Below are 25,639 nucleotides of genomic sequence, written 5' to 3' on the forward strand. Positions count from 1 at the left end.
ATCCGGCATGGCAGCCACCACTCACACGGTCACGAACCAGCCCCCGCCGCTGGTCGGCTACGACGTCTTCGCGAACGACCCGGCCCTCACCGAGGGCATCACCCGCTACATCGCCGCCGAGCGGCTCGACGAGGTCCGCGAAGAGCTGGGCACGCTGGGCAGGGCGGCCGGCTCCGAGCACGCCCGGCACTGGGCCGAACAGGCCGACCGGCATCCACCGGTGCTGCGCACCCATGACCGTTTCGGCCACCGCATCGACGAGGTGGAGTTCCACCCGGCCTGGCACCGGCTGCTCGGCCACGCCGTCACCTCCGGTCTGACCGGCGCCTGGTCCCGGCCGGACGGCCATGTCCGCCGCACCGCCGGCTTCATCGTGTGGACGCAGGCCGAGGCGGGGCACGGCTGTCCGGTGTCGATGACCCATGCGGCGGTACCCGCGCTGCGTGCCGAGCCGGAGCTGGCGGCCGAATGGGAGCCGCTGCTGACCTCCCCGGTGTACGAGCAGGAGCTGCGGCCGGTGGCCGAGAAGGGCGGCGCGCTGGCCGGGATGGCCATGACGGAGAAGCAGGGCGGCAGCGACGTACGGGCCAACACCACCCGCGCCGAGCCGCTGGCCGCACCCGGCGAGTATGTGCTGACCGGACACAAGTGGTTCTGTTCGGCGCCGATGTCGGACGCCTTCCTGGTGCTGGCCCAGGCCCCCGGAGGGCTCACCTGCTTTCTGCTGCCGCGGGTGCTGCCGGACGGCACCCGTAACTCCTTCCTCATCCAGCGGCTCAAGGACAAGCTCGGCAACCGCTCGAACGCCTCGGCGGAGGTCGAGTTCGACGGGCGGACCTGGGCGCGCCGGGTCGGCGAGGAGGGGCGCGGGGTGGCGACGATCATCGAGATGGTCGCGGCGACCCGGCTGGACTGCGTCAGCGCCTCCGCGGCGGTGATGCGGCAGGCGGTGGCGCAGGCCGTTCACCACAGCGCCCACCGGGAGGCGTTCGGCGGCCGGTTGATCGACAAGCCGCTGATGCGCAATGTGCTGGCCGATCTGGCGCTGGAGTCGGAGGCGGCGACCACGCTCGCACTGCGGCTGGCGGCCGCGTACGACGGCGGCACCGAGCGGGACCGGCACTTCCTGCGGCTGGCGGTCCCGGCGGCGAAGTACTGGGTGACCAAGCGGTGCACGCCGATGGTGGCGGAGGCGCTGGAGTGCCTGGGCGGCAACGGCTATGTCGAGGAGTCGGGGCTGCCACGGCTGCTGCGGGAGGCGCCGCTCAACTCGATCTGGGAGGGCGCCGGCAATGTCCAGGCACTGGACGTCCTGCGGGCCCTGCGGCGCGAACCCGAGGCGCTGAACGCGTTCCTGACCGAGGTCGGGGCGGCGCGCGGCGCGGACCACCGGCTGGACCGGGCGATCAAGGGGATGCTCACCGAACTCGCCGACCTGGAGGGCATCGAGGCGCGGGCCCGGCGGCTGGTGGAGCGGATGGCGCTGGTGCTCCAGGGGTCGCTGCTGGTGCGCCATGCACCGTCCGAGGTCGCCGATGCGTTCTGCGCCTCCCGGCTGGGCGGCGACGCGGGCGCGGCGTTCGGCACGCTGCCGCACACCCTGGATCTCGCCACGGTGGTGGAGCGGGCCCGGCCGGTGATCGACTGCTGAGCCCCCGCCGGGCCGGCCGTGCTGGGCCCCGCGGGCCCGGCCGGTGACTGCTGGGCCCCGCGGGCCCGGCCGGTGCAGCGACGCGGCGGCGGCTCCCCGTCGTCTCCGGGCCGTCGGCCGCGCGGAGCGACGGGGACAGGGGGTTACCGCCGCCGCGCCGGTCAGGGAGCGGTGCCGCGCCGACCCGGCACCGCTCCCCGGTCTCAGGGGCGGCCGGGGCGCTCCGGCGGGTCCGCGCTGCGCCCGCGCACCGCGGCGTCGATGGCCACGACGAGGTCGCCGTCCGGCGCGTCCGGCGGGAACGCCACCAGCACCCCGCGCGCCTCGTAGTAGCGCAGCACCCGGCCGGCCTCGTCGGCACCGCTCCACTCCGCGCCGTCCAGCAGGACCACGAGGTCGGCGAAGGCCAGCGCGGGCAGCAGGCCGCCGGTGCCGGCCACCCGGTCGAGCAGCTGCGGGGCGCCGTCGACGACATAGCCGTCGGCGGGCAGCCGCTGACGCCGGATCAGCAGGTCGACCGCGGGCAGCCGGGGAATCGCGTAGTGCTCCGCCAGCCGGCCGGCACGCACGACGCGGGTCCCCTCGTCGGCTCCGATCACCACCACGCGCGGGGCAGCGGCCCTCATGGTGCGCCCCCTCCCCCGCACTGCCGACATCGCACCGGCGGCCGATGGCATCCCCGGCCCTCACCGGTGGTTCCCCGACGGGTGTCCGGCGAACCCGCGGTGGCGGGGCACCATCGGCCGCTCCGCCAAGATTCCCGGGAACGCGTCATAGGCCACAACGGTTGCAGTCCGTTGCAGTGCGCCGGTCCGGACCTGAACAATGACCCTTCCAGGACGGCCTGGTGACGGCACGACGGGCAGCACCCGGGGACAGTGCGCAACGGAGAGCAGTGTGAGCGAGAGACCGATCGACAGTGCCATCTGGTCGGCCCAGGACATCCGCGTGACCGCCCACCGCCTCGCCACGGTCCGGGAGGCCGCGCTCACGGGCGGGACACCGTCCGACGCCCCGTCCGACGCGCCCCGCGCGGTCATCGGCGAGTCCTGGCGCCGGGCCCGCTTCTCGGGCGTGGACCCGGACGGGGAGCAGCCGCAAACCCCGTTGTCCGTCGCGGAGTTGGAGCACCGTCGGCAGGTTTCCCGGCTGAGCCCGGTGCTGCCGGTGCTCAACGAGGGGCTGCTGGCGGCGGCCGATGCCGCCCAGCAGATCATGGTGGTCACCGATGCCGAGGGCCGGGTGCTGTGGCGGGAGGGCAGCGCGCCGGTCCGCCGGATGGCCGACCGGCTGGGCTTCGACAAGGGCGCCGACTGGACGGAGGACGTCGTCGGCACCAACGCCATCGGCACCGCCCTGGTGGCCCGCCGGCCGGTGCTGGTGCACTCCGCCGAGCACTTCGTCCGCAGCCACCACCAGTGGACCTGTGCCGCGGCGCCGCTCCACGACCCGCGCGACGGGCGGCTGTTGGGCACGGTGGACGTCAGCGGCCCGGCGCCCGGCTTCCACCCCACGACGCTCTCGCTGGTGTCCGCGGTCGCCCGGCTCGCCGAGGGCGAGCTGCGCACCCGCCACCACCTCTCCCTGGAGCGGCTGCGGTCGAGCGCGGCGCCGGTGCTGGCACGGATCGGCGGACGGGCACTGGCCGTCGACCCGCACGGCTGGGTGGTGGGGGTGACGGGCCTGACCCCGCCGGACCGGGTGGCACTGCCCAAGTCGCCCGAGGCCGGGCCGTTGTGGCTGCCGCGCTACGGCATGTGCACCCTGGAGCCGCTGCCCGGCGGCTGGCTGATCCGTATCGGGCAGCGGGAGCGGGACCTCGCACCGAGCCGGGTGGTGCTGGACGTCAGCGGCCGGGACGGCTCGACGGTCACCGTCAGCGGACCGGCCGGCAGCTGGTCGCACGAGCTGACCCCGCGCCATGCCGAGCTGCTGTTCGTGCTCGCCGCGCATCCACAGGGGCGCAGCGCCGCCGAACTCGCCCGGGACCTGTTCGGCGACGACAGCCGTACGGTCACGGTGCGCGCGGAGCTGTCCCGGCTCCGCCGGCATCTCGCGAGCGTGCTGGCCCACCGGCCCTACCGCTTCGCGGACGGGGTGGAGGTGGAACTCCGACTGCCACCGCAGCCCGTCCATCTGCTGCCGCAGTCCCTGGCACCCGCGGTGGCGGCGGCGCGGCGGGGGTGAGGGCGCGGGCCGGGCGGGGATGGCCGGCGGGGCGGCCGACTCGGTCCGGAGGAGCAGCCGGGCGGGGCCGAGGGACCGCCGGGCGGCCGCGCGGGCCGGGTGGTGATGCAGGCCGATGCCGGGGGTCAAGCGTGTCGGCTCCGAGGAACACCCGTCGGTCACCGGCTGGTCCAAAGGACGCGCCCCCACCCTGGAAGCAGGATGGGGGCGCATCTTTGCGTTCCTGCTGGCTCCGTCCAGCAGGACAGCATCCGTGACCTATCGCGCGCGGTGGTCCACCCACGCTTGTGCTGCGTCCGCCATCGCACCGAGCCAGGACGCGTCCGGGTTGCGATCGGCGAAGGCACGGTTCATGCGTGCGGTGGCTGCGGCGAACGCGTCGATTGCCCGCGTGTCCGCATCGGTCCACCCCTTGCAGCTACCCGCCCAGTGCTCGGCCGACTCGGGCGTGTGTCCGGCAGCGATGAGCTGCACGATCAGGCACGATGGGTCGATAAAGGCGGCCCCGTGAGTTGGCCATGACCAGTCGACCGCCCACGCCCGCCCGTACCCCATCATCAGGTTGTCCGGGTTGACGTCGGTGAACAACAGCGTCTTACCCCGGAACAGTTGGGTGTCGGCCTCGTCTGCGAAACGGTCCCAACGCGTCTCCTGCCATTCGTCGGCCTCGCCGGGGAGTGGCAGTTCCCCGATTTGTTCGACGATGCCGACGACATCGGGAAGGTCGCGAGATTCGGGCGTGAAGTCCGACGATCTCCCCTCGATGAACTCGAAGCCGAGAGCGATCCACTCGTCATCCTCCGCGTGCCACTGCAAGGCCGGTGAGACGGGTCGAACGTACGGATTCACCAACCGTTCCCGAATGATGGAAGCGCGCCGGCCTCCTGGACTGTTCCGGCAGGCTTTGACGAAGACAGGGCCTTCGTCGCAGTGGACCAGAGCCGTGACGTCGGAACCGTTCCCTCGCGTGGTCGACTGAACCTCATACTGTTCACCGGTGTACGGCCGCACGAGTGTCCATAGGGCCTCGTTGTCGATGGGGCTCAACTCCTCGGGCTACACGAACTGCTGGGATACCCCGGCGAGCACTCACCGTCGCCCACGGGGCCACAGCTGCCGCTACTGTCGCCGCTGTTGTCGTCGTCTTCGTCCCCGCCCCGACCGACCGCGCGCCGGATGGACTTCGTGGCGTCGCTCATGGCGGTGCCGTTGAGGATAGAGGCCAGGGGAGCTTCTTGGACGTTGCCGACACCCATCCAGGTGGAGAAGACGCACGGGGCCATCTCGCCCGTGGGGCTGATGACGGCCCGGCCGGTCCCGCACTGGCCGCAGAGGCTGGTGGCCTCCGGGGCCCGGCCCTCGGCTCCGCGCCCGAAGGGGCGGACGTGGTCGACGGAGATGCGGCTGACGCCCATCGCCGCAAGCTCCTCGCGGGCCTCGTCGACCCGCTGTCCATTGCCGCCGTCGATGATGCCGACCCGCAGCGGAATGCCCAGCCGCACGGCCCGCTCGATGTTGCCGCGGGTGCGGGTGTGGGAGGGTCGGCCGGTCACCGCGTTGTGCTGCTCGGCTTGGTCCGAGTAGTACGAGGTGGCCAGACTCAGACCGTGGCGCTGGAAAACCTCCAGCACTCGTTGGAGACGTGCACCAAGTTGCTGTACACCTCGACGTGGAGACCGACGTTCAGCGTATGGTCCACCAGCTCCGCGAAGTGCGGGTGCATGGTGGGCTCGCCACCGATGAACTGAATCCGCTCGACGCCGCACGCGGCGGCCTGGTCCAGGACGTTGAGCCAGTTCTCGCGGCTCATGCTTCCGTGCGTCCCGTCGGGCCCCGACGCGTTGTAGCACTGCTTGCACGCCAGCTGACACTTCCGTGTCAGGTCCAGCCACAGCAGCTTCGTCGCGGTCTGCTGCTCGGTCGGTAATGCTGACTCACTGGAGATCGTTGACACTGTCGTGACTCCTTCTCGTGTGATCGAGCACGTGCTTCCCATCACCCGCCTCAGGATGTGTCACCGCTGAGCGGGAGCCTGTACGGACCTCCGGTAACCCTCCACTCGGGTCTCGCACTTCGTTCTTGTGCGGGTCGCCTGGACGCGGCGGGGTGTGCGCCCAGGCGACCACTTCCACACCCCGGCGGGTGGCGTTGCCGGTGGTGCGGGGCTCCCCGGCCCGGACCACTGCACGGGGGATGTCGTGTGGCCGGGCCGGGGCGTCTATTTCCTCTTGTGCCGACGCTTCCACCAGAGCGTCCTGCCCTCCGTCTCCACGTGCGCGTAGTGGAGCCCCTTGTGCCGGTGTCTCAGCTCGCAACGCGCCCACCTCTGGTCGGGCTCGCAGACCTCAACTTGGTGGTAGGTGAACATCTGCATCTCGGCCCGGCTGGGCCGCAGCGATTTCCTGGCCGGGCAACGCCTTTGACGAGGGCCAGGAAACATATGGTCAGGCAAGGGCCACATAGGCGGATTCCTCGAATACGGGGCGTCCCTTCCCCGCGCAGATGGCGCACGAATCCGGGCACGCCGGCACTTGCTCAGTGGCTGGGATGTGGATGATTCCGTCACGGGTGGCGACGAGCGGTGGACGCTCACGTTCTCCGTGCGTGTGGGCATCGACGTGGCCCCAACGCAACACGTCCGTGCAGGCCGCGGCCAACTCGTTATCGCATGCGCCCCATGCGCGACTCCAGCCCCGGTTCAGGGCGACGCACAGGTCGCAGCGGACGAGAAGCCGAGTCATGTGGACTTGGCGCAGACGCCGGCCGCGGCCTTCTCGTCCCCGGTCGCCAGCCGGAGCGCCCGTCTCTGGGCCGACCACTCCGTGCCACCGCCGACCGGACGAAGCTGCACCTCACCCCAGCGTTCGTCCATCACCACGCCGACCTTGGCGCGGGCCTCGTCCCACACGTAGGCCCCCACTCGGTACGTCACGTCAACATCTCCCCTACGGGCCTCATTGCCTCATCGGTGGAGTAACCATCCCGCGACGCTGCGTGTCCAGCCAGTGGCATTCTTAGGGGCAAGTGCACAGAGGCGGCGCCCAAGTTGCTCCAGCAGGGGCAGCTATAGGGGCAAGATGGGTTGATGGCTATCGGGGACTTGATCAGAGGATTGCGCGAGGCGCGAGGATGGAGTCAGGGCAGGCTGGCAACCGCACTCAACGATCGGCATGGCACTTCGCTGACCCGGGAGTACATCAGCCGCTGGGAATGTTCCAAGGTGGTGCCGGGTGACTTCTATCTGGCTTGCCTGTCCTCTGTGCTGGATGTACCTCTAGCCGTCCTTGAGGGTGAAGTGAACCGACGCAACTTCCTGTTCAATGCCGCGGCCACAGCCATAGCCCCAGTGGTGGCATCCGACCTACTCACCAGCGGCTTCGCCGCTCGCCTCCAAGGCGGTCCGAGCGCCGACGACTGGGAAGGCAAACTCTCCACCTACGGCACCGAGTACATGTCCTTGGGCGCCGGCGACATCCAACGCCGCGTTTCTGGTGAACTCGTCGTAGTGCAACAGCAATTGGACGATCCCCGTTTGTGGTCGGTGGCCAGCCGGTTGATGACCTTGTACGCCAAGACGTTCCCGGGCAGCGACGGCAGCAAGGCCGTGTCGTGGTACCGGATGGCGGCCCAGGCGGCAGACGAATCCGACGACGAGCAAACGCGGGTGTGGGTACGCGGCCGGGCAGCCATCGCACTCGGCTACGAGGGCGCCTCACTGGGCGTTGCTGACATGCTCGCCGACCAAGCGATCGCCATCAGCGGCAAGCGGCCGTCCCTCGGACTTCTCAACGCCGTCATGGGCAAGGCGCACGCTGCCGCGATCCGGGGAGATCACGCCCAGGCGCGGAATCTGCTGGCCGATGGGCGGCGAGTCTTCGACTCGGCCGCTTCCTACGAGCAGACCTCTGACTACGCGGTGCCGTACTGGCGCATGAACGTTTTCACGTCCCTTTTGGCTGCCCGACTCGGTGACGAGAAGACTGCCGTTGACGCCCAGGACGCTGCGCGGCGGGAGTTACCAGCAGAGCTGCCTCGGTTTGCCACTCACCTTGAGATGCACCGCGGGCTCATGCTCGCCCGCTCGGGCGACAAGGCCGGCGGTGTTGCCTACGCTCGTGCCGCGATGGAGGCTCTGCCCCCCGAGAAGCACAGCCTGACGCTTCGCATGCTCATGGAAGAGATTGAGGCGTAGGGGGTCATCGGCGCGGGGCGAGCCGTACGACGGGCGGAAAAACCGGATGCGGTGCCGTACGGCCCTCTCGTAAGGTGACCGTGCTCTGAATCAGCTCTCCAGAAGGCCGTCGCAGAACGGGAGCAGCTCGCGCGTATCGCACGCGCGGAGCCGAACGAGCGGGCGACACGACAATCCGTGATCACGCATGCCCGCATGCCCTTCTGGAGGACACCCACCATGTCCGTAGGTCTTGGCCTTCCCATCGGCGATCCCGCACAGCTGCTGAGCTGGGCCCGGCGCGCCGAAGCCACCCCGTTCAGCACCGTCGCCCTCCTCGACCGGCTGGTGTTCGGCAACCCCGAGCCGCTCGTCACGCTGGCCACCCTGGCCGGCGCCACCTCCCGGATCCGGCTCCAGACCGAGGTGCTGCTCGCCCCGCTGCACCGCACGGCGCTGCTCGCCAAGCAGGCCGCCACCCTCGATCTGCTGTCCGGCTCCCGCTTCACCCTCGGCATCGGCATCGGCGGCCGCGAGGACGACTATCTGGCCACCGGCGTCGACCTGCGCACCCGCGGCCGGCGGCTCGACACGCAGCTCGCGACGATGCGGCGGCTCTGGTCCGGTGAGCCGCTCTCCGCGGACGTCGGGCCGATCGGCCCCGCCCCGGCACGGCCCGGCGGGCCCGAGGTGCTGTTCGGTGGTTTCGTGCCCGCCGTGATGGAGCGCGTGGCCCGCTTCGGCGACGGCTTTCTCGGTGCCGCACTGCCGCCCCGGCAGATCGGCGGACTCTTCCGTCAGGTGGAGGACGCCTGGGACCGGGCCGGCCGTACGGGACGTCCGCGGCTGCTGGCCCAGGTCAATGTCGCGCTCGGCCCGCAGCCGACCCTCGACCGCGCCCGCGCGGAAGTGCGCGCCTACTACGCGCCGCACAGCTTCGCCGACCACGTGGTGAACGGCCTCCTCACCACCGGGGACCGGATCCGTGAGGCGGTGGCCGTCTGCCGAGAGGTCGGCGCGGACGAGGTGATGCTCTATTGCTGGGCCCCGGATCCGGACCAGGTCGAGCGGCTGGCCGGTGCGGTGTTCCACGACGAGTAGCCGGCTGTAGGGGCCGTTCGGCGGGCGGTGTCCTCCAGGGGCGCCCGCCCGCCGACCGTACGACGGGTCCCGGGCACGGTGGAGCGGGCCGGGCGGCGACGGTGGAGCGGGTGGGCGGCGCGATGCTCCGGCGCCGCCACCCGTTCGGCCGGCTGTTGTCGCTGCCGGGCCCGAGCCGGACCGACCCTGGATGGTGTGCCCCGGCTTTGCCGACCGCGCGGACCCTTCGCTGCCGGGCGTGCGGCTACCCGGAGGTGAGTGATGAGCCCGCCAGGCCCGCCGCAAGCGGCGCCCGGGAATCCGGCGGCCCCGCGCCGGCCCCGGTGGGGCGTGCTGGCGCTGGTCGGTCTCGTCGGCCTCGGCATGGTGCGGCAGGGCCTGACCGGGGAGCCGGCGGGGCCGCCGCAGCCCGGAGCCGGTTCGGCGCTCTTCCCGGGTGACCTTCCGCCCGACGGCCCCGCGCCGCCGCCGCTGCCCCGCTCCGCCCCCTCCCGGGTGGCGATTCCGTCGCTCGATGTGTCGGCGCCGCTGATGCCGCTGGGCCTGGACGGGGACGGCCGCATCGTGGCGCCGCCGGCCGAGGAGCCCGGGCTGGCGGGCTGGTACGCGCACGCCCCGACCCCGGGGGAGAACGGCACCGCCGTCCTCGTCGGCCACGTCGACAGCCGGATCGGGCCCGCGGTCTTCTACGGGCTGGGCGCCCTGGAGAAGGGCCGGACGATCCGGGTGACCCGCGAGGACGGCCGGACCGCGGTCTTCGAGGTCTACGGCATCCAGGTCTTCGACAAGCGGAAGTTCCCCTCCCGGAAGGTCTACGGCACCACCGGACGCCCCGAGCTGCGCGTACTGACCTGCGGCGGCCCCTATGCGGCGGGTTCCGGTTACGCGGGCAATGTGGTGGTCTTCGCCCGGATGACGGGATCCGGCCAGGGAGAGCCACCGGACGGCCGGTGACACCGGGGAGCGAGGAGGTCCGGCGGCCCGGCGCCGCACCACGAAGTGAACCGGCGTCTCACGATCCGGGACGATTCGAGGTGGTCCGGAGCGCTCCGCTGCCGCCCCTTCGGCGCCCCGCTTTCCCCCGCCGGGCGGCCCCTGGTCCGGGGCCGGTGTGATGTCCTGACCCCATGAGCCTCTCGGTCACCACCTGGTACCTCGAACAGACCTCGCCCGCCGACGCGTCCCCCGCCCAGGAGCCGCCGGCCGGACAGAGCGTCCGCATCGCCCGCTCCGAGGTGCCGTCGCCCGAATTCAGCCGCTTCCTCTATACGGCGGTCGGCGGGGACATCACCTGGACCGACCGGCTGACCTGGCCGTACGCCCAGTGGGCGGAGTTCCTCGGGCGGCCCGGCGTGGAGACCTGGGTGGCGTACGAGCGCGGCACGCCCGCCGGGTTCATCGAGCTGGCGGGCGGGGCGGACGGCTCCGTGGAGATCACCTACTTCGGGCTCCTCCCGGCGTTCCGGGGGCGCCGGATCGGCGGACATCTGCTCGCGTACGGGATCGAGCGGGCCTGGGACCTGGCCGAACGGTGGCCGGGGCGGGCGCCGACCAAGCGGGTCTGGGTGCACACATGCAGCCTGGACGGGCCGCACGCGATGGCGAACTACCAGCGGCGCGGCTTCCGGCTGTACGAGACCACGGTGACCGAGGAGCCCGAGACGGCCGCTCCCGGGCCCTGGCCCGGTGCGGGTCCGCTCACGTCCGGTGCGCCCGCCGGAGGGTGACCGACAACACACTGTCTCGCGATGCGGGACAGAGGTGTCCAGATTCTGGATGACGGTGGACTGGCCGGAGAGCGACGTGCCAGGCTTCCGTCATGTCTCGAGCTGGAATTGCCTTGGTGAGTCGGCGGCACGTCGACCTCGGCCGCATGTCCAGCGCCATTTGTCGGGCGGGCTGAGGCTGCCTTCATCAGGGACTTCGGCCCCTGAGCAGCACCCAGCAGCACCGCATTTCACGCCGTCCCCATCGTCGCGGACGCGCTGACACCCCCTGACCCGCAGACCTCCCCCGACGCGTTGTCACGCGCCGCCTTTCGGTGTCTCCGCGCAGGTCATCGTGGTGCCCGGCGACCTGTCCCGATCCCTTGAGCCCGCCCAGAAGGACGTACACCCATGGCCGCCTCCTCCGAAGTCCCCGCAGCTGCCACGACCCGCCGCAAGGCCGGACGCCACCGCGGTGAGGGCCAGTGGGCCGTTGGCCACTTCACGCCGCTCAACGGCAATGAGCAGTTCAAGAAGGACGACGACGGTCTCAATGTGCGGACACGCATTGAGACGATCTACTCCAAGGCCGGTTTCGACTCGATCGACCCCAACGACCTGCGCGGGCGGATGCGTTGGTGGGGGCTGTACACCCAGCGCAAGCCCGGGATCGACGGCGGCAAGACCGCGATCCTGGAGCCGGAGGAGCTGGACGACCGGTACTTCATGCTGCGGGTCCGCGTCGACGGCGGGCGGCTGTCCGTGGCCCAGCTGCGTGCCATCGGTGAGGTCTCCGAGGAGTACGCCCGCGGCACCGCGGACATCACCGACCGGCAGAACATCCAGCTGCACTGGATCCGCATCGAGGACGTCCCCGCCATCTGGGAGAAGCTGGAGGCCGTCGGGCTCTCCACGACCGAGGCGTGCGGTGACTGCCCGCGCGTGATCATCGGTTCCCCGGTGGCCGGTATCGCGGCGGACGAGATCATCGACGGCACCCCGGCCGTCGACGAGATCCACGACCGCTACATCGGCAGCAAGGAATTCTCCAACCTGCCGCGCAAGTTCAAGACCGCGATCTCCGGCTCGCCGGTCCAGGACGTGGTCCACGAGATCAACGACGTGGCCTTCGTCGGCGTCGTCCACCCCGAGCACGGCCCCGGCTTCGACCTCTGGGTCGGCGGCGGGCTGTCCACCAACCCCAAGCTCGCCCAGCGCCTGGGCACCTGGGTGCCGCTGGACGAGGTCGCGGACGTCTGGGCCGGTGTCGTCGGCATCTTCCGTGACTACGGCTACCGCCGGCTGCGCACCCGCGCCCGGCTGAAGTTCCTGATGGCCGACTGGGGCCCGGAGAAGTTCCGCCAGGTGCTGGAGGACGAGTACCTCCAGCGCAAGCTGGTGGACGGTCCCGCGCCCGAGGAGCCGGCATCCAAGTGGCGCGACCACATCGGGGTGCACGAGCAGCAGGACGGCCGCTTCTACGTGGGCTTCGCCCCGCGCGTCGGCCGGGTCGACGGCACCACCCTCACCAAGATCGCCGAACTGGCCGCCGCGCACGGCTCCGACCGGCTGCGTACCACCGTCGAGCAGAAGATGATCATCCTCGATGTGACGCGGGACCAGGTCGACTCGCTGGTCGCCGGGCTGGAGGCGCTGGACTTCCAGGTCACCCCCTCGCCGTTCCGGCGCGGCACGATGGCCTGCACCGGCATCGAGTTCTGCAAGCTCGCCATCGTCGAGACCAAGGGCCGCGGCGCCTCGCTCATCGACGAGCTGGAGCGGCGGATGCCGGACTTCCAGGAGCCGGTCACCATCAACCTCAACGGCTGCCCGAACGCCTGCGCCCGTATCCAGGTCGCGGACATCGGTCTCAAGGGCCAGCTGGTCCTGGACGACGAGGGCAACCAGGTCGAGGGCTACCAGGTGCACCTGGGCGGCGCGCTGGGCCTGGAGGCCGGCTTCGGCCGCAAGGTCCGCGGGCTGAAGGTCACCGCCGACGAACTCCCCGACTACGTCGAGCGGGTGCTGCGCAACTTCGAGGCACAGCGCGAGGAGGGCGAGCGGTTCGCCACCTGGGCGGCCCGGGCGGAAGAGGGTGCCCTCAAATGAGCGAGCGTGCGGCGCCGTTCTACTGCCCGTACTGCGGGGACGAGGACCTCCAGCCTTCCGAAGAAGGCCATGGAGCCTGGGAATGCCGGTCCTGTAGCCGTGCGTTCCGGCTGAAGTTCCTGGGCCTGCTGGCCCAGGGGCAGGCCGGCAAGTCCCCTGCCGCACCCGACGGAGGTGAGTCGTGACCACCGCTACCACCGCAGCCGACCTGAAGCAGCTCGCCGAGCAGGCGGGCCGCGACCTGGAGGACGCGCCCGCACTGACCATCCTCACGTGGGCCGCCGAGACCTTCGGTCCGCGCTTCTGCGTCACCTCCTCGATGGAGGACGCGGTCGTCGCGCATCTGGCCTCGCGGGCGTTCCCCGGCGTGGACGTGGTCTTCCTGGACACCGGCTACCACTTCCCCGAGACCCTCGGAACGCGTGATGCGGTGGCCGAGGTGATGGACGTCAACGTCCTCACCCTGACCCCGCGTCAGACGGTGGCCGAGCAGGACGCCGAGCACGGCCCGAAGCTGCACGACCGCAACCCCGACCTGTGCTGCGCACTGCGGAAGGTCAAGCCCCTCGAAGAGGGCCTGGCCCGGTACGACGCCTGGGCGACGGGGCTGCGCCGGGACGAGTCGCCGACCCGGGCGGACACCCCGGTCGTCGGCTGGGACCCGAAGCGGCAGAAGGTGAAGGTGTCGCCGATCGCCCGCTGGACGCAGGCCGACGTGGACGCGTACGTGGCCGAGCACGGTGTGCTCACCAACCCGCTGCTGACGGACGGCTACGCCTCCGTCGGCTGCGCGCCCTGCACCCGCCGGGTGCTGGAGGGCGAGGACGCCAGGGCCGGCCGCTGGGCCGGCAGCAACAAGACCGAGTGCGGGCTGCACGGATGACCGAGCATCAGGAGATATCCATGACGGGCGCCACGATCTGGCTGACCGGTCTGCCGAGCGCGGGCAAGACGACCCTCGCGCACGAGCTGGCCGGCCGGCTGCGCGGCGAGGGCCACCGGGTCGAGGTGCTCGACGGTGACGAGATCCGCGAGTTCCTGTCCGCGGGCCTGGGCTTCAGCCGCGCTGACCGGCACACCAACGTCCAGCGCATCGGCTTCGTGGCCGAGCTGCTGGCGAGCCACGGTGTCAAGGCGCTGGTGCCGGTGATCGCGCCGTACGCGGACAGCCGCGAGGCGGTGCGCAAGCGCCACCAGAGCGAGGGCACCGCGTACCTGGAGGTGCATGTGGCCACGCCCGTCGAGGTGTGCTCCGAGCGGGATGTGAAGGGCCTGTACGCCAAGCAGGCGGCGGGCGAGATCTCCGGGCTCACCGGTGTGGACGACCCGTACGAGGCTCCCGAGTCGCCCGATCTGCGCCTGGAGTCGCACACCCAGACCGTGCAGGAGTCCGCGGCGGCGCTGCACACGCTGCTCACGGAGAGGGGACTGGCATGAGCACCATCGCTGCCGTGACCGAAGATCTCGACAACCCCTACGCGCTGTCGCACCTGGACGCCCTGGAGTCCGAGGCGGTGCACATCTTCCGTGAGGTGGCGGGGGAGTTCGAGCGGCCGGTGATCCTGTTCTCCGGCGGCAAGGACTCCATCGTCATGCTGCACCTGGCGCTGAAGGCGTTCGCGCCGGCCGCGGTGCCGTTCTCGCTGCTGCACGTCGACACCGGGCACAACTTCCCCGAGGTGCTCGACTACCGCGACCGCACGGTGGAGCGGCACGGGCTGCGGCTGCACGTCGCCTCCGTGCAGGACTTCATCGACCGCGGTGAGCTGCGCGAGCGCCCCGACGGCACCCGTAACCCGCTCCAGACCGTGCCGCTGCTGGACGCCATCGACAAGGGCCGCTTCGACGCGGTCTTCGGCGGCGGGCGCCGGGACGAGGAGAAGGCGCGCGCCAAGGAGCGGGTGTTCTCGCTGCGCGACGAGTTCGGCGGCTGGGACCCGCGCCGGCAGCGCCCCGAGCTGTGGCAGCTCTACAACGGCAAGCACTCCCCCGGTGAGCACGTCCGGGTCTTCCCGCTGTCCAACTGGACCGAGCTGGACGTGTGGCAGTACATCGCCCGCGAGAAGATCGAACTGCCCGCCATCTACTACGCCCACGAGCGGGAGGTCTTCGCCCGCAACGGTATGTGGCTGGCGCCCGGTGAGTGGGGCGGCCCCAAGGACGGCGAGAGCCTGGAGACCCGGCAGGTGCGCTACCGCACGGTCGGCGACATGTCCTGCACCGGCGCCGTCGACTCCGACGCGGACACCATCGAGGCCGTGATCACGGAGATCGCCGCGTCACGGCTCACCGAACGGGGCGCGACGAGGGCCGACGACAAGATGTCCGAGGCCGCCATGGAGGACCGCAAGCGCGAGGGGTACTTCTAACCATGAGTACGAACACGGACGCGATCGACGCCGTTGACGCGGGTGCCACCTCGCTGCTGCGTTTCGCCACCGCCGGATCCGTCGACGACGGCAAGTCCACCCTGGTGGGCCGGCTGCTGCACGACTCCAAGTCGGTGCTCGCCGACCAGCTGGAGGCCGTCGAGCACGCCTCCCGCAACCGCGGGCAGGAGGCGCCCGACCTGGCGCTGCTGACCGACGGGCTGCGCGCCGAGCGCGAGCAGGGCATCACCATCGATGTCGCCTACCGCTACTTCGCCACCCCGCGCCGCCGTTTCATCCTGGCGGACACCCCCGGGCATGTGCAGTACACCCGCAACATGGTCACCGGCGCGTCCACCGCCGAGCTGGCCGTGGTGCTGGTCGACGCCCGCAACGGCGTCGTCGAGCAGACCCGCCGGCACGCCGCGGTGGCCGCCCTGCTGCGCGTCCCGCATGTGGTCCTGGCCGTCAACAAGATGGACCTGGTCGACTACGCCGAGCCCGTCTTCGCCGCCATCGCCGAGGAGTTCACGACCTACGCGGCCTCGCTGGGCGTCCCGGAGATCACCGCGATCCCGATCTCGGCGCTGGCCGGCGACAACGTCGTGACGCCGTCGGCCCACATGGACTGGTACGGCGGCCCGACCGTGCTGGAGCACCTGGAGACCGTGGCCGTCGTCGCCGACCCGTCGGAGGACCCCGGCCGCTTCCCGGTCCAGTACGTGATCCGTCCGCAGACCGCCGAACACCCCGACTACCGCGGCTACGCGGGCCAGATCGCCTCCGGTGTGCTGCGCGTCGGCGACGCCGTCACCGTGCTGCCCTCGGGCCGTACGAGCACCATCGAGGCGATCGACGCGCTCGGCCAGGCCGTGGACGTCGCCTGGGCACCGCAGTCGGTCACCGTCCGGCTCACCGACGACATCGACGTCTCGCGCGGCGACCTGATCGCCCCGACGGCCACCGCGCCGGGCGTCTCGCAGGACATCGAGGCGACCGTCTGCCATGTGGCGGACCGTCCGCTGACCGTCGGCCAGCGGGTGCTGCTCAAGCACACCACCCGTACGGTCAAGGCGATCGTCAAGGACATCCCGTCCCGGCTGACCCTGGACGACCTCTCGCAGCACCCGGCGCCCGGTGAGCTGGCCGCCAACGACATCGGGCGGATCGTGCTGCGCACGGCGGAGCCGCTGGCGCTGGACGCCTACGCCGACTCCCGCCGCACCGGCTCGTTCCTGCTGATCGACCCGTCCGACGGGACGACGCTGACCGCGGGCATGGCGGGCACCGCCTTCGCGGAGGCGGCGGAGGAGGCCGCCTCGGCCGAGGCGGCGGACGACGAGGGATGGGACTTCTGAGCATGCTCAAAGACGTGTTCTCGACCTTCGCGAAGGAGGGCGGCCGCATCGGCAGCGGCGCCCTGGGCAGTGGGCAGGGCGGAGTCGGCCGATGTGTGCGCTGACGATGCTCCACTCCGTACCCCCCACGCCCCCCTTCCGAAGATCCACAGCTCCGCCGGGCGCGCCCTAGAGGGCGCACCCCGCCCGGCCCTCCGAGAGGACATCCTCCCGTGTCTGCCGTTCGACACCGCCTGCTGGCGGCCGCAGCAACCGTTCCGCTCCTGGCCGGGGCGCTGGGCGCCTGCGGCTACGGCTCCGAGGCCAAGAAGGACACCGCGGCCGGTGTCGCCCCCAAGGGCGCCAAGACCGACGGGCTCGATCACCTGACGATCGGGTACTTCGGCAACACCACGCACGCCACTCCTCTGGTCGGCCTCCAGAGCGGCCGGTTCCAGAAGGAACTGGGCGGCACGGAGGTGAAGTCCTCCGTCTTCAACGCGGGCCCCGCCGAGATCGAGGCGCTCAACTCGGGCGCCATCGACATCGGCTGGATCGGCCCCTCCCCCTCGATCAACGGCTACGCCAAGTCGCACGGCAAGAGCCTGAAGATCATCTCGGGCTCGGCCTCCGGCGGTGTCTCGCTGGTGGTCAACCCCAAGAAGGTCAAGAGCCTGGGCGACCTCAAGGGCAAGACGATCGCGACGCCGCAGCTGGGCAACACCCAGGACGTCGCGCTGCTCAACTACCTGGCCGGCAAGGGTTACCAGGTCGACCCCACCACCGGCAAGGGTGATGTCACCGTCCAGCGCACCGACAACAAGGTGACGCCCACGGCCTTCCAGCAGGGCGCCATCGACGCCGCCTGGGTGCCCGAGCCCACCGCTTCCAAGCTCGTCGCCGAGGGCGGCAAGTCGATCCTGGACGAGAAGAAGCTGTGGAAGGACGGGAAGTTCGTCATCACGAACATGATCGTCTCGCAGAAGTTCCTCAAGGAGCACCCGAAGGCCGTCGAGGCGGTGCTGCGGGCCTCGGTGAAGACCAACGCCTGGATCCGCTCGCACCCGGACGAGGCGAAGAAGACGCTCAACGACAAGCTCGCCTCCTCGGACGTCGCCGGCAAGGCACTGCCGCAGAACGTCATCGACCCGGCGTTCAAGAACGTCGATGTCACCGATGACCCGCTGGCCGCCACCCTCCAGGAGGAGGCCGACCACGCCGTCAAGGCGGGCCTGCTCAAGAAGCCGGACCTCAAGGGCATCTACGACCTCACCCTGCTGAACAAGGTGCTCAAGTCGGAAGGCAAGCCGCCGGTCGACGACGCCGGACTCGGCAGCAAGTAGCCCCTGCCCGCAGCACCCGCACTCCCCCAGGAGGTGACACCGATGACGACCACCACCACGCTCACCAAGCAGCCGCCCGCCACGGCGGACACGGGCACCACCGTGCCGTACGCGGCCCGCATCGACCATGTCTCGAAGTCGTTCGGCCGCGCCGGCGCACAGCAGCATGTCCTGGACGACATCAGCATCGATGTGGCGCCCGGCGAATTCGTCTGCATCCTGGGGGCCTCGGGCTGCGGCAAGTCCACCCTGCTCAACCTCGTGGCCGGTCTCGACGCGCCGTCCGCCGGCGCGATCGAGACGCCGGGCGGGCGGCCGGCCCTGATGTTCCAGGAACATGCGCTGTTCCCGTGGCTGACCGCGGGCCGCAACATCGAACTGGCGCTGCGGCTGCGCGGGGTGCCGCGCGCGGAGCGCCGCGAGGAGGCCGAGCGGCTGCTCGAACTCGTCCGGCTCAAGGGCGCCCACGGCAAGCGGGTGCACGAGCTGTCGGGCGGGATGCGCCAGCGGGTCGCGATGGCCCGTGCGCTCGCCCAGGACAGCCAACTGCTGCTGATGGACGAGCCGTTCGCGGCGCTCGACGCGATCACCCGCGATGTGCTGCACGACGAGCTGACCCGGATCTGGCGGGAGACGAACCTCTCGGTCCTCTTCGTCACCCACAACGTCCGCGAGGCCGTGCGGCTCGCCGAGCGGGTGATCCTGCTGTCCTCGCGTCCGGGGCGGATCGCGCGGGAGTGGCGGGTGGACATCCCGCAGCCGCGCCGCATCGAGGACGCCGCGGTCGCCGACCTTTCCATCGAGATCACCGAACAGCTCCGTGGGGAGATCCGCCGCCATGGCCAGCACTGAGACCAAGGCCCCGGCCACCGCCGCCGAGGGGGACGGCTCCGGCGACCTCGCCGGTCTGGAGGCCGGGCTCGACGCCCTGGAATCCAGGGTCGTCGACCGGCAGCCGTGGCTGCGCACCGCCGCCTCGAAGGCGTTTCCCCCGCTGATCGCCATCGCGATCGTGCTCGCCCTGTGGCAGCTCGCCTACCACTTCGCGCTCAAGCCGCACTACCTGCTGCCGAGCCCCGTCGAGGTCGGCCGCTCGCTCCAGCAGAAGTGGCTGGAGGGCACCCTGCTGAGCTTCGTGTGGACCAGCGTCTCCCGCGGCGCCCTCGGCTTTCTGGCCTCGGTGGTCCTCGGCACGCTGCTCGGGCTGGTCGTCGCGCGGGTCAAGGCCGTCCGGGCCGCGATCGGACCGATCCTGAGCGGGCTCCAGTCGCTGCCCTCGGTCGCCTGGGTCCCGGCCGCGATCATCTGGTTCGGGCTGAGCGACGCCACGATCTACGCGGTGGTGCTGCTCGGCGCGATCCCGTCCATCGCCAACGGACTGGTGGCGGGCGTCGACCAGATCTCCCCGCTCTACCTGCGGGCGGGCCGCACCATCGGCGCCACCGGCCTCGCCGGGGTCCGTCATGTGCTGCTGCCGGCCGCGCTGCCGGGCTATATCGCCGGGCTCAAGCAGGGCTGGGCGTTCTCCTGGCGTTCCCTGATGGCCGCCGAGCTCATCGTGAACGCGCCCGATCTGGGCACCGGTCTGGGCCAGCTGCTGGAGCAGGGCCGTGAGCTCCAGGACATGTCCTGGGTGCTGTCCGCGATCCTGCTCATCCTCATCGTCGGCATCGGCATCGAGCTGCTGATCTTCGCCCCGGTCGAGCGCCGGGTGCTGCGCAGCCGTGGCCTCCTGGTGAAGAGCTGACCCATGGACGCCCGCCCCACGCTTCTCGTCATCGCCCACGGCAGCCGCGATCCGCGGCACGCGGCGACCGTCTCCGCGCTCTGCGCGCGGGTCCGGGCGCTGCGTCCGGGGCTGCGCGTCGAGGTCGGCTATCTCGACTTCAACGCCCCCCGGGTGCCGCGGGTGCTGGAGCGCCTGGCGGCCGAGGGGGCGCGGAACGTGGTGGCGCTGCCGCTCCTGCTGACCCGGGCCTTCCACGCCAAGTCCGATATCCCGGCGGTGCTGCGGGAGGCGGCCGCGCGGCTGCCCTTGCTGACCATCCGGCAGGCCGGAGTGCTGGGCCCGTCGTCCCTGCTGACCGCCGCGCTGGAACGCCGGCTGGCGGAGGCCGGGCTGCGGCCCGGTGACCGTCGCTCGACCGGGGTCGTGCTGGCCTCGGCGGGCTCCTCCGACCCGGAGGCGGGCGCAGTGCTCGCTGAAATCGCGCGGGAGTGGTGGCACACCGCTGGCTGGTGTGCCGTGCGACCTGCGTTCGCCTCCGCATCCCTGCCCCGCACCGCGGACGCCGTGCGGGCGCTGCGGGCCGAGGGCGTCCGGCGGGTGGCCGTGGCCCCGTACGTCATCGCGCCCGGATTCCTCCCGGACCGGATCGCGGCCGGCGCCCGCGAGGCCCGCGCCGACCTCCTCGCCCCCGTCCTCGGCCCGGCGCCCGAGCTGGCCCGGCTGTTGGTACGGCGCTACGACGAGGCGCTCCGGGCACGCGCCCGAGGGGACCTGACGGCGCTGAGCGCCTGACGGGTCCCCTCAGGGCTGTCATCGAACTCCCGCCTGGCCTCGGGCAGACGGGAGTTCGACGACGGGGCCCTGGCGGCGGTTCAGCGCGCGGTGCGCAGCCAGACCGTCGTCCACGGCGGCAGCTGGTCGCCGGTGACCGGCGCGGAGCTCAGCAACAGCTCACCGGCCGGCAGCGGCCGGGGCTCGTCCGACAGGTTGGCCACGCACTCCCAGCCGCCCGAGCGGCAAAAGTGCAGGGTGCCCGGAGCCGTCGTCCCGCCGGCCCATTCCAGCGCCTCGTCGGCCACCAGCCGGCGGCGGGTGGCCAGCGCCGTGCGGTAGAGCTCCAGGGGTGCGGAGGCCACGCCCTCCTGTGCCTCGACGGACAGCGCGCCCCAGCCCTGGGGCTGCGGCAGCCAGGAGCCGCCGCTGCCGAATCCGTACGAGCTGCCCGCGCGCCGCCACGGCAGCGGCACCCGGCAGCCGTCCCGCCCCTTCAGCGCACCGCCGCTCCGGGTCCACACCGGGTCCTGGAGGCTGTCGCGGGAGAGCTCGGCGACTTCGGGCAGGCCCAGTTCCTCGCCCTGGTAGACGTAGGCCGAGCCGGGCAGCGCCAGCATCAGCAGGGTCGCGGCCAGGGCCCGGCGCAGGCCGAACTCCCGGTCCAGGACGGGTTCCTGGCCGTCGGAGAGCAGCCAGGCTTCTTCGTCGCGGCCGGCCGGGAGGCCGTACCGGGAGGCGTGCCGGATCACATCGTGGTTGGAGAGCACCCAGGTCGCGGTCGCCCCGGCCGCCCGCGCGTCGGCGAGCGCGGTGTCGATGGAGGCACGCAGCTCCGCCGCGTCCAGCGGGGCCTTGAGGAAGTCGAAGTTGAATGCCTGGCCGAGCTCCTGCGGGGTGGCGTAGGCGGTACGGCGGGAGCTGCGCACCCATGCCTCGGCGACGGCGACCCGGGGCGGGTCGTACTCGTTGAAGACCTTGCGCCAGTCCCGGAAGATGTCATGGACCTCGTCCCGGTCCCAGAAGGGGTGGCTGCCGTCCTCCGGCAGGTCGCCGGGTGTGTAGCCCTCGACGGTGCCGATGTCGCGGAGCGGCGCGGCCAGGTCCTTCGCCAGGCCGTGGGCCACATCGACCCGGAAGCCGTCGACGCCGCGGTCGGACCAGAAGCGCAGGGTCTGCCGGAAGTCGGCGCGGACCTCGGGGTTGTCCCAGTTGAAGTCGGGCTGCTCGGGGGCGAAGAGGTGGAGGTACCACCAGCCGTCCGGCAGCCGGGTCCAGGCCGGGCCGCCGAAGCAGGAGATCCAGTCGGTGGGCGGCAGTTCACCGTGCTCGCCCTTGCCCTCGCGGAAGACATAGCGCTCCCGCGCGGCGGATCCGGGCTCGGCGCGCAGCGCCTCCTGGAACCACTCGTGTTGGTGGGAGGAGTGGTTGGGCACGATGTCCACCATCACCTTGAGGCCCAGGCGGTGCGCCTCGGCCACCATGGCGTCGAAGTCGTCGAGGGTGCCCAGCCGCGGGTCGACATCGCGGTAGTCGGCGACGTCATAGCCGCCGTCGGCCAGCTCCGAGGGGTAGAAGGGGCTCAGCCAGACGGCGTCCACGCCCAGGCCGGCGAGGTAGGGCAGCCGCGAGGTGATGCCGGGGAGGTCACCGATGCCGTCGCCGTCGGAGTCGGCGAAGCTGCGCGGGTACACCTGGTAGACGACGGCCTGCCGCCACCAGTCGGTGGTGTCGCGGGCGGGGTCGAGGTGATGAGGGGTCACGTGGCTGCCTTTCGGGGCGGTAGCGGACGCACGGGGGCACCTCCCAGCGGTAGCTGGGGTGGGGGCACCTCCCAGCGGTAACTGGGGTGAGGGCACCTCCCAGCGGTAGCTGGGGGAGGGTACGGCGCTGCGTGGCGCCGGGTCGGGTGCGGCGGGGTGGCCGGCGCGGGGGCCGGGGTCATCCCTTCACCGCCCCTGAGGTCATGCCCGAGACGATCGAGCGGCGGAAGATCATGACCAGGACGCCGATCGGGACGGTGGCCGCCACGGCCCCCGCGAACAGCGTCCCGTAGGGAACCGTGTACTGGCTGGTGAACAGGGCGATGCCGACCGGCACGGTGCGGTGGCCGTCCTCGCTGTTGAAGGTCAGCGCCAGCAGGAACTCCGCCCAGGTCGCGGTGAAGGTGAAGATGCCCGCGGTGAACAGCCCCGGCCGGGCCAGCGGCGCGATCACGGTCAGGACGGTGCGCAGCGGACCCGCGCCGTCGACGGTGGCCGCCTCCTCCAGCTCACGGGGGATACCGACCAGGTAGTTGCGCATGATCCAGATGGCGAACGGCAGATTGAGCGCGACATAGGGCACGATCAGCCCGGCGTAGCTGTTGAGCAGCCCCAGTTGCCGCTCCAGCAGGAACAGCGGCACGACCAGCGCGATCGGCGGGAAGACGGACAGCATCAGCAGGATCGTCATGATGGCGCCGCGGCCGCGCAGCGGGGTGCGGGCCAGGGCGTACCCCGCGAAGAAGGACAGCCCCAGCACGGCGGCCGTGGAAACGGAGGCCACCAGCACGCTGTTGAGCAGGTAGCGGCCGATGCCGTTGCGGACGAACGCCTCCACGTAGTTGCCGAGCGTCGCCGATTCCGGCACCAGGCTGGGCGGGGCGGCGCTGATCTCGCCCGGTCCCTTGAAGGACGACGTGATCATCCAGTAGAGCGGCAGGGTCGACAGCACGACGATCGCCAGACCGCCAAGGTTGACGGCGTTGAGGTACCGGCGGATACCGGATGCCGGTGTACGGCGGCTCATGCCCGCCCTCCTTCGTCGGCCTGCGTCCGGAAGACCCGCAGGAAGAGCAGACAGCAGCCGATCACGATGACCGCGGAGGTGGTGGCCACCGCCGCGCCCCGGCCGATGTCGAGGTTCTGGAAGAGCGTTTTGTAGCCGAGGATCGCCAGGGATTCGGTGGCGGTGCCCGGTCCTCCCTGGGTCAGGACGAACGGCAGGTCGAAGATGCCGAACGCCTGGAGGATGCGGAAGAGGACGGCGATGGCCATGATCGGCCGCAGCTGCGGCAGGGTCACCTTCCAGAACGTCGTCCAGGCGCCGGCGCCGTCGATCTCCGCCGCCTCGTAGACATCACCGGGAATCAGCATCAGTCCGGCGAGAACGACAATCGCGACAAAGGGCGTGGTCTTCCATACGTCGACCACCACCATGGCGCCCATGGCGGAGGCGGGCTGCCCGAGGATGTCCGGCTGATGGCCGAGGATCTGCTCGAAGAGCCAGGTCAGCCCGCCGTAGGTGCCGTTGAAGAGATATCCCCACAACTGGGCGGCGACGACATTGATCAGCGCCCAGGGCAGCAGCAGGACCGCCAGCACCCAGCCGCGGGCGGCTCCCAGCCGTTCCAGTACGAGCGCCGCCGCGGTGCCGAGCACCAGCTCCAGCAGCACGGTCACGGCGGTGAAGCCGAAGGTGAAGAGGAGCGCGTGGCGCCATTCCGGGCTGCTCAGCAAGGCGGCGTAATGGTCGCCCGTCAGGGACTGGATGCTGAACCCGCCGTATTCCAGGCGGACATCGGCGAAGCTGAGCAGCACCGAGAAGAGCACCGGGAAGACCGTCACGGCGGCGATGGTGAGCAGCGCCGGCGAGGCGAAGAACCAGCCGGTGCGCGCCCGTCCGCGCCGGCTCACCCGGGCCGGGCCGTCGCCGCGCGGTACGGCCCCGCTGCCTGGTCCGGCCTGCGGGGCCGGGCCCCGCGGGACGGTCGCGGAGGAGGTCGCGGAGGAGGTAACGGCATTCACAGGGCCCTGCCTTCCAGTGCGGTCCGGATGTCGGCGCGGGCCGCGCGCACGGCCCGGGCGGGCGTGGTCCGGCCACCGATCACGGCGTTGGCCTGGGTGTAGAGCGCCTTGCTGACCTGGGGGTAGTAAGGGGTCTGCACCGGCCGGGCGACCAGCCGCAGTTCCTTGGCCCGGGTGAGCGTGGGATCGCCGACCCGGCGGGCCTCCGGCCGGGTCAGTACGCCTTCGAGCGCCGGAATCACCCCGGCGTGCTTCAGCAGGATCATCTGCGCCTCCTCTCCGGCGCAGAAGCGGGCGAAGGCGACCGCGGCCCCGAGGTGCTGGGAGTTGGGATTGACGAAGTTGCTCCAGCCGCCGGCGCAGCTCACCCCGCGCGGACCGTCGCCGTCGAAGCCGGGGCGGGGTACGACGCCGACCCGGCCGGCCACCTTGGAGACCGCCCGGTCGGCCGCGTTGCCCCAGGCGTAGGACCAGTTGCGCAGAAAGACGCCGCGGCCGCCGGTGAAGGCGTCCTGGGAGTCCGCCTCCACGTAGGTGGTGACCGTACGGGGCGTGACCCCGGTCTCGGTGAACTCCCGCATCAGCGCGAAGGCCCGCTCCGCGCCCGGCCCGTTCAGCGCCACCCGCCCCGCCTCGTCCAGTACGGGGGCCTGGGCGTCGGCCAGGAACTCGGTGACATTGCAGGTCAGCGACTCCGATACGGAGCCCTGCCAGAGGAAGCCGTAGGCGGCGTCCCCGGCCCGCTGGATTGTGCGCGCCGTGCGCAGCAGCTCCTCCCAGCTGCGGGGCACCGGCAGACCGTGCTTGGCCAGCAGGTCCTTCCGGTAGAAGAGGAAGGAGTTGTCGGTGAAGAAGGGCAGCGCGTACACGGATCCGCGGTACTCGCTGACCCGGCGCAGGGCCGCCGGGTAGTCCTTCCAGAAGTCCTTGGGCAGCAGTGTCTGCACGGGCAGCGCAAGGGAGTTGGCGCCGAACTGGGCCGGCCAGGTGGTGTCGCCGAGGTAGACGTCGGGGGTGGGTGAGGCTCCGGCGAGCTGGGTGGTGACCGCGGCGCGATTGCCGTCGGTGGTGCTGAGGGCGTTCGATTTCCGGACACGGAGGTGCGGATGGCGGCGCTCGAAGGCCCGGATGATCAGGTCGGCCACCACCGGGCCGTTCCGGGAGGGGATTTCGGACACCCACCAGACGAGGGTGGCCGGGGTACGCGGGACGTGGGCAGCCTGGGTCAGCAGGGTGTCCAAGGGCTTGCCCGCGCAACCGCTGGTGAGCCCGGCTCCGGCGGCGAGACCGCCCGCGAGCAGGGTTCTGCGGCTCAAGGCCATGAGTGCTCCTCACGTCTTGGCTGCCATCGATGACAGCGCTTGCAGGCTAGAAGTG

General features: G+C 71.4%; 26 protein-coding genes. 17 read left to right on the forward strand and 9 right to left on the reverse strand.

Features of this window, described 5'->3' with window-relative positions; all coding sequences use genetic code 11:
* The first annotated feature begins 7 nt into the window (after positions 1-7).
* Entirely contained in the window at positions 8-1,651 is a 1,644-nt protein-coding gene (locus ACFWJW_RS05395) for an acyl-CoA dehydrogenase family protein (protein WP_387235225.1), read from the forward strand.
* A 203-nt stretch (positions 1,652-1,854) separates the two neighbouring features.
* Here ACFWJW_RS05395 and ACFWJW_RS05400 read toward each other — a convergent pair whose 3' ends face one another.
* Positions 1,855-2,277, reverse strand: a complete 423-nt coding sequence (locus ACFWJW_RS05400; RefSeq protein WP_387235227.1) for a hypothetical protein — start codon at positions 2,275-2,277, stop codon at positions 1,855-1,857.
* A 271-nt stretch (positions 2,278-2,548) separates the two neighbouring features.
* On the opposite strand from ACFWJW_RS05400, the gene ACFWJW_RS05405 reads away from it, so the two are divergent.
* Positions 2,549-3,838 carry a GAF domain-containing protein gene (locus ACFWJW_RS05405; protein ID WP_387235230.1) on the forward strand — a complete coding sequence of 430 codons (1,290 nt, stop codon included), beginning with the start codon at positions 2,549-2,551 and terminating at the stop codon, positions 3,836-3,838.
* 258 nt (positions 3,839-4,096) lie between these two features.
* Here the strand turns inward: ACFWJW_RS05405 and ACFWJW_RS05410 are convergent, their stop codons facing one another.
* From ACFWJW_RS05410 to ACFWJW_RS05425, 4 genes are all read right to left on the reverse strand, one after another.
* A complete protein-coding gene (locus ACFWJW_RS05410) occupies positions 4,097-4,885 on the reverse strand; it encodes a phosphotransferase (RefSeq protein ID WP_387235233.1) in 789 nt (262 codons plus the stop codon).
* Complete coding sequence (locus ACFWJW_RS05415) at positions 4,882-5,469, reverse strand: SPASM domain-containing protein (RefSeq protein ID WP_387235236.1); 588 nt, start codon at positions 5,467-5,469, stop codon at positions 4,882-4,884. Before ACFWJW_RS05415 ends, ACFWJW_RS05410 begins: the two co-directional genes overlap by 4 nt.
* Positions 5,439-5,792, reverse strand: coding sequence for a radical SAM protein (locus ACFWJW_RS05420; protein ID WP_387235239.1), 354 nt, complete (start codon positions 5,790-5,792; stop codon positions 5,439-5,441). Before ACFWJW_RS05420 ends, ACFWJW_RS05415 begins: the two co-directional genes overlap by 31 nt.
* Before the next feature lie 783 nt (positions 5,793-6,575).
* Positions 6,576-6,770 (reverse strand): hypothetical protein, encoded by a 195-nt coding sequence (locus ACFWJW_RS05425; RefSeq protein WP_386435562.1) that lies wholly within the window; start codon positions 6,768-6,770, stop codon positions 6,576-6,578.
* Between the two features lie 153 nt (positions 6,771-6,923).
* Here ACFWJW_RS05425 and ACFWJW_RS05430 point away from each other — a divergent pair, with 153 nt between their 5' ends.
* From ACFWJW_RS05430 to ACFWJW_RS05500, 15 genes are all read left to right on the forward strand, one after another.
* Complete coding sequence (locus ACFWJW_RS05430; protein ID WP_387235242.1) at positions 6,924-8,030, forward strand: helix-turn-helix domain-containing protein; 1,107 nt, start codon at positions 6,924-6,926, stop codon at positions 8,028-8,030.
* A 219-nt stretch (positions 8,031-8,249) separates the two neighbouring features.
* Positions 8,250-9,110, forward strand: coding sequence for an LLM class flavin-dependent oxidoreductase (locus ACFWJW_RS05435; RefSeq protein WP_387235245.1), 861 nt, complete (start codon positions 8,250-8,252; stop codon positions 9,108-9,110).
* Between the two features lie 261 nt (positions 9,111-9,371).
* Positions 9,372-10,064, forward strand: coding sequence for a class F sortase (locus tag ACFWJW_RS05440; protein ID WP_387235248.1), 693 nt, complete (start codon positions 9,372-9,374; stop codon positions 10,062-10,064).
* A gap of 173 nt (positions 10,065-10,237) precedes the next feature.
* Entirely contained in the window at positions 10,238-10,837 is a 600-nt protein-coding gene (locus tag ACFWJW_RS05445; RefSeq protein WP_387235250.1) for a GNAT family N-acetyltransferase, read from the forward strand.
* A gap of 92 nt (positions 10,838-10,929) precedes the next feature.
* Positions 10,930-11,013: a putative leader peptide gene (locus ACFWJW_RS05450; protein WP_350257049.1), complete on the forward strand. Its 84-nt coding sequence runs from the start codon at positions 10,930-10,932 to the stop codon at positions 11,011-11,013.
* Positions 11,014-11,227: 214 nt separating this feature from the next.
* Positions 11,228-12,925: a nitrite/sulfite reductase gene (locus ACFWJW_RS05455; RefSeq protein WP_387235252.1), complete on the forward strand. Its 1,698-nt coding sequence runs from the start codon at positions 11,228-11,230 to the stop codon at positions 12,923-12,925.
* Positions 12,922-13,110, forward strand: a complete 189-nt coding sequence (locus ACFWJW_RS05460) for a hypothetical protein (protein ID WP_387235255.1) — start codon at positions 12,922-12,924, stop codon at positions 13,108-13,110. Before ACFWJW_RS05455 ends, ACFWJW_RS05460 begins: the two co-directional genes overlap by 4 nt.
* Positions 13,107-13,808 (forward strand): phosphoadenylyl-sulfate reductase, encoded by a 702-nt coding sequence (locus ACFWJW_RS05465; RefSeq protein ID WP_387235258.1) that lies wholly within the window; start codon positions 13,107-13,109, stop codon positions 13,806-13,808. The genes ACFWJW_RS05460 and ACFWJW_RS05465 overlap by 4 nt, the downstream gene beginning before the upstream one ends.
* A gap of 20 nt (positions 13,809-13,828) precedes the next feature.
* On the forward strand, positions 13,829-14,362 hold the full coding sequence (gene cysC / locus ACFWJW_RS05470; RefSeq protein ID WP_387235261.1) for an adenylyl-sulfate kinase: 534 nt from the start codon (positions 13,829-13,831) through the stop codon (positions 14,360-14,362).
* Complete coding sequence (cysD, locus tag ACFWJW_RS05475) at positions 14,359-15,294, forward strand: sulfate adenylyltransferase subunit CysD (RefSeq protein WP_387235263.1); 936 nt, start codon at positions 14,359-14,361, stop codon at positions 15,292-15,294. The genes cysC and cysD overlap by 4 nt, the downstream gene beginning before the upstream one ends.
* A gap of 2 nt (positions 15,295-15,296) precedes the next feature.
* On the forward strand, positions 15,297-16,652 hold the full coding sequence (locus ACFWJW_RS05480; RefSeq protein WP_387235266.1) for a sulfate adenylyltransferase subunit 1: 1,356 nt from the start codon (positions 15,297-15,299) through the stop codon (positions 16,650-16,652).
* A 212-nt stretch (positions 16,653-16,864) separates the two neighbouring features.
* The gene (locus ACFWJW_RS05485; RefSeq protein WP_387235269.1) at positions 16,865-17,974 is read left to right on the forward strand and encodes an aliphatic sulfonate ABC transporter substrate-binding protein; all 1,110 of its coding nucleotides are present in this window, start codon (positions 16,865-16,867) and stop codon (positions 17,972-17,974) included.
* 42 nt (positions 17,975-18,016) lie between these two features.
* Positions 18,017-18,826 (forward strand): ABC transporter ATP-binding protein, encoded by an 810-nt coding sequence (locus ACFWJW_RS05490; RefSeq protein WP_387235272.1) that lies wholly within the window; start codon positions 18,017-18,019, stop codon positions 18,824-18,826.
* On the forward strand, positions 18,813-19,721 hold the full coding sequence (locus ACFWJW_RS05495; protein ID WP_387235275.1) for an ABC transporter permease: 909 nt from the start codon (positions 18,813-18,815) through the stop codon (positions 19,719-19,721). Before ACFWJW_RS05490 ends, ACFWJW_RS05495 begins: the two co-directional genes overlap by 14 nt.
* A gap of 3 nt (positions 19,722-19,724) precedes the next feature.
* Positions 19,725-20,495: a sirohydrochlorin chelatase gene (locus ACFWJW_RS05500; RefSeq protein ID WP_387235278.1), complete on the forward strand. Its 771-nt coding sequence runs from the start codon at positions 19,725-19,727 to the stop codon at positions 20,493-20,495.
* An 80-nt stretch (positions 20,496-20,575) separates the two neighbouring features.
* On the opposite strand, the gene ACFWJW_RS05505 is transcribed toward ACFWJW_RS05500, so the two are convergent.
* From ACFWJW_RS05505 to ACFWJW_RS05520, 4 genes are all read right to left on the reverse strand, one after another.
* Positions 20,576-22,237: a glycoside hydrolase family 13 protein gene (locus ACFWJW_RS05505; protein WP_387235281.1), complete on the reverse strand. Its 1,662-nt coding sequence runs from the start codon at positions 22,235-22,237 to the stop codon at positions 20,576-20,578.
* A 178-nt stretch (positions 22,238-22,415) separates the two neighbouring features.
* Positions 22,416-23,264, reverse strand: coding sequence for a carbohydrate ABC transporter permease (locus ACFWJW_RS05510; protein ID WP_387235284.1), 849 nt, complete (start codon positions 23,262-23,264; stop codon positions 22,416-22,418).
* Positions 23,261-24,262, reverse strand: coding sequence for a carbohydrate ABC transporter permease (locus ACFWJW_RS05515; RefSeq protein ID WP_387235286.1), 1,002 nt, complete (start codon positions 24,260-24,262; stop codon positions 23,261-23,263). Before ACFWJW_RS05515 ends, ACFWJW_RS05510 begins: the two co-directional genes overlap by 4 nt.
* Positions 24,259-25,584 (reverse strand): extracellular solute-binding protein, encoded by a 1,326-nt coding sequence (locus tag ACFWJW_RS05520; protein WP_387235289.1) that lies wholly within the window; start codon positions 25,582-25,584, stop codon positions 24,259-24,261. Before ACFWJW_RS05520 ends, ACFWJW_RS05515 begins: the two co-directional genes overlap by 4 nt.
* Between the last annotated feature and the right edge of the window lie 55 nt (positions 25,585-25,639).

The organism is Streptomyces sp. NPDC127097, assembly GCF_042724075.1.
Classification (GTDB): domain Bacteria; phylum Actinomycetota; class Actinomycetes; order Streptomycetales; family Streptomycetaceae; genus Streptomyces.

Excerpts from the sequence above, each read along its gene's own strand:
- ACFWJW_RS05490 (WP_387235272.1), top strand. The coding sequence starts at position 18,017 with ATGACGACCACCACCACGCTCACCAAGCAGCCGCCCGCCACGGCGGAC.
- ACFWJW_RS05500 (WP_387235278.1), top strand. The coding sequence starts at position 19,725 with ATGGACGCCCGCCCCACGCTTCTCGTCATCGCCCACGGCAGCCGCGAT.
- ACFWJW_RS05460 (WP_387235255.1), top strand. The coding sequence starts at position 12,922 with ATGAGCGAGCGTGCGGCGCCGTTCTACTGCCCGTACTGCGGGGACGAG.
- ACFWJW_RS05430 (WP_387235242.1), top strand. The coding sequence starts at position 6,924 with ATGGCTATCGGGGACTTGATCAGAGGATTGCGCGAGGCGCGAGGATGG.
- ACFWJW_RS05395 (WP_387235225.1), top strand. The coding sequence starts at position 8 with ATGGCAGCCACCACTCACACGGTCACGAACCAGCCCCCGCCGCTGGTC.
- ACFWJW_RS05510 (WP_387235284.1), bottom strand. The coding sequence starts at position 23,264 with ATGAGCCGCCGTACACCGGCATCCGGTATCCGCCGGTACCTCAACGCC.
- ACFWJW_RS05495 (WP_387235275.1), top strand. The coding sequence starts at position 18,813 with ATGGCCAGCACTGAGACCAAGGCCCCGGCCACCGCCGCCGAGGGGGAC.
- ACFWJW_RS05480 (WP_387235266.1), top strand. The coding sequence starts at position 15,297 with ATGAGTACGAACACGGACGCGATCGACGCCGTTGACGCGGGTGCCACC.
- ACFWJW_RS05400 (WP_387235227.1), bottom strand. The coding sequence starts at position 2,277 with ATGAGGGCCGCTGCCCCGCGCGTGGTGGTGATCGGAGCCGACGAGGGG.
- cysD (WP_387235263.1), top strand. The coding sequence starts at position 14,359 with ATGAGCACCATCGCTGCCGTGACCGAAGATCTCGACAACCCCTACGCG.
- cysC (WP_387235261.1), top strand. The coding sequence starts at position 13,829 with ATGACGGGCGCCACGATCTGGCTGACCGGTCTGCCGAGCGCGGGCAAG.
- ACFWJW_RS05435 (WP_387235245.1), top strand. The coding sequence starts at position 8,250 with ATGTCCGTAGGTCTTGGCCTTCCCATCGGCGATCCCGCACAGCTGCTG.
- ACFWJW_RS05455 (WP_387235252.1), top strand. The coding sequence starts at position 11,228 with ATGGCCGCCTCCTCCGAAGTCCCCGCAGCTGCCACGACCCGCCGCAAG.
- ACFWJW_RS05445 (WP_387235250.1), top strand. The coding sequence starts at position 10,238 with ATGAGCCTCTCGGTCACCACCTGGTACCTCGAACAGACCTCGCCCGCC.
- ACFWJW_RS05450 (WP_350257049.1), top strand. The coding sequence starts at position 10,930 with ATGTCTCGAGCTGGAATTGCCTTGGTGAGTCGGCGGCACGTCGACCTC.
- ACFWJW_RS05520 (WP_387235289.1), bottom strand. The coding sequence starts at position 25,584 with ATGGCCTTGAGCCGCAGAACCCTGCTCGCGGGCGGTCTCGCCGCCGGA.
- ACFWJW_RS05440 (WP_387235248.1), top strand. The coding sequence starts at position 9,372 with ATGAGCCCGCCAGGCCCGCCGCAAGCGGCGCCCGGGAATCCGGCGGCC.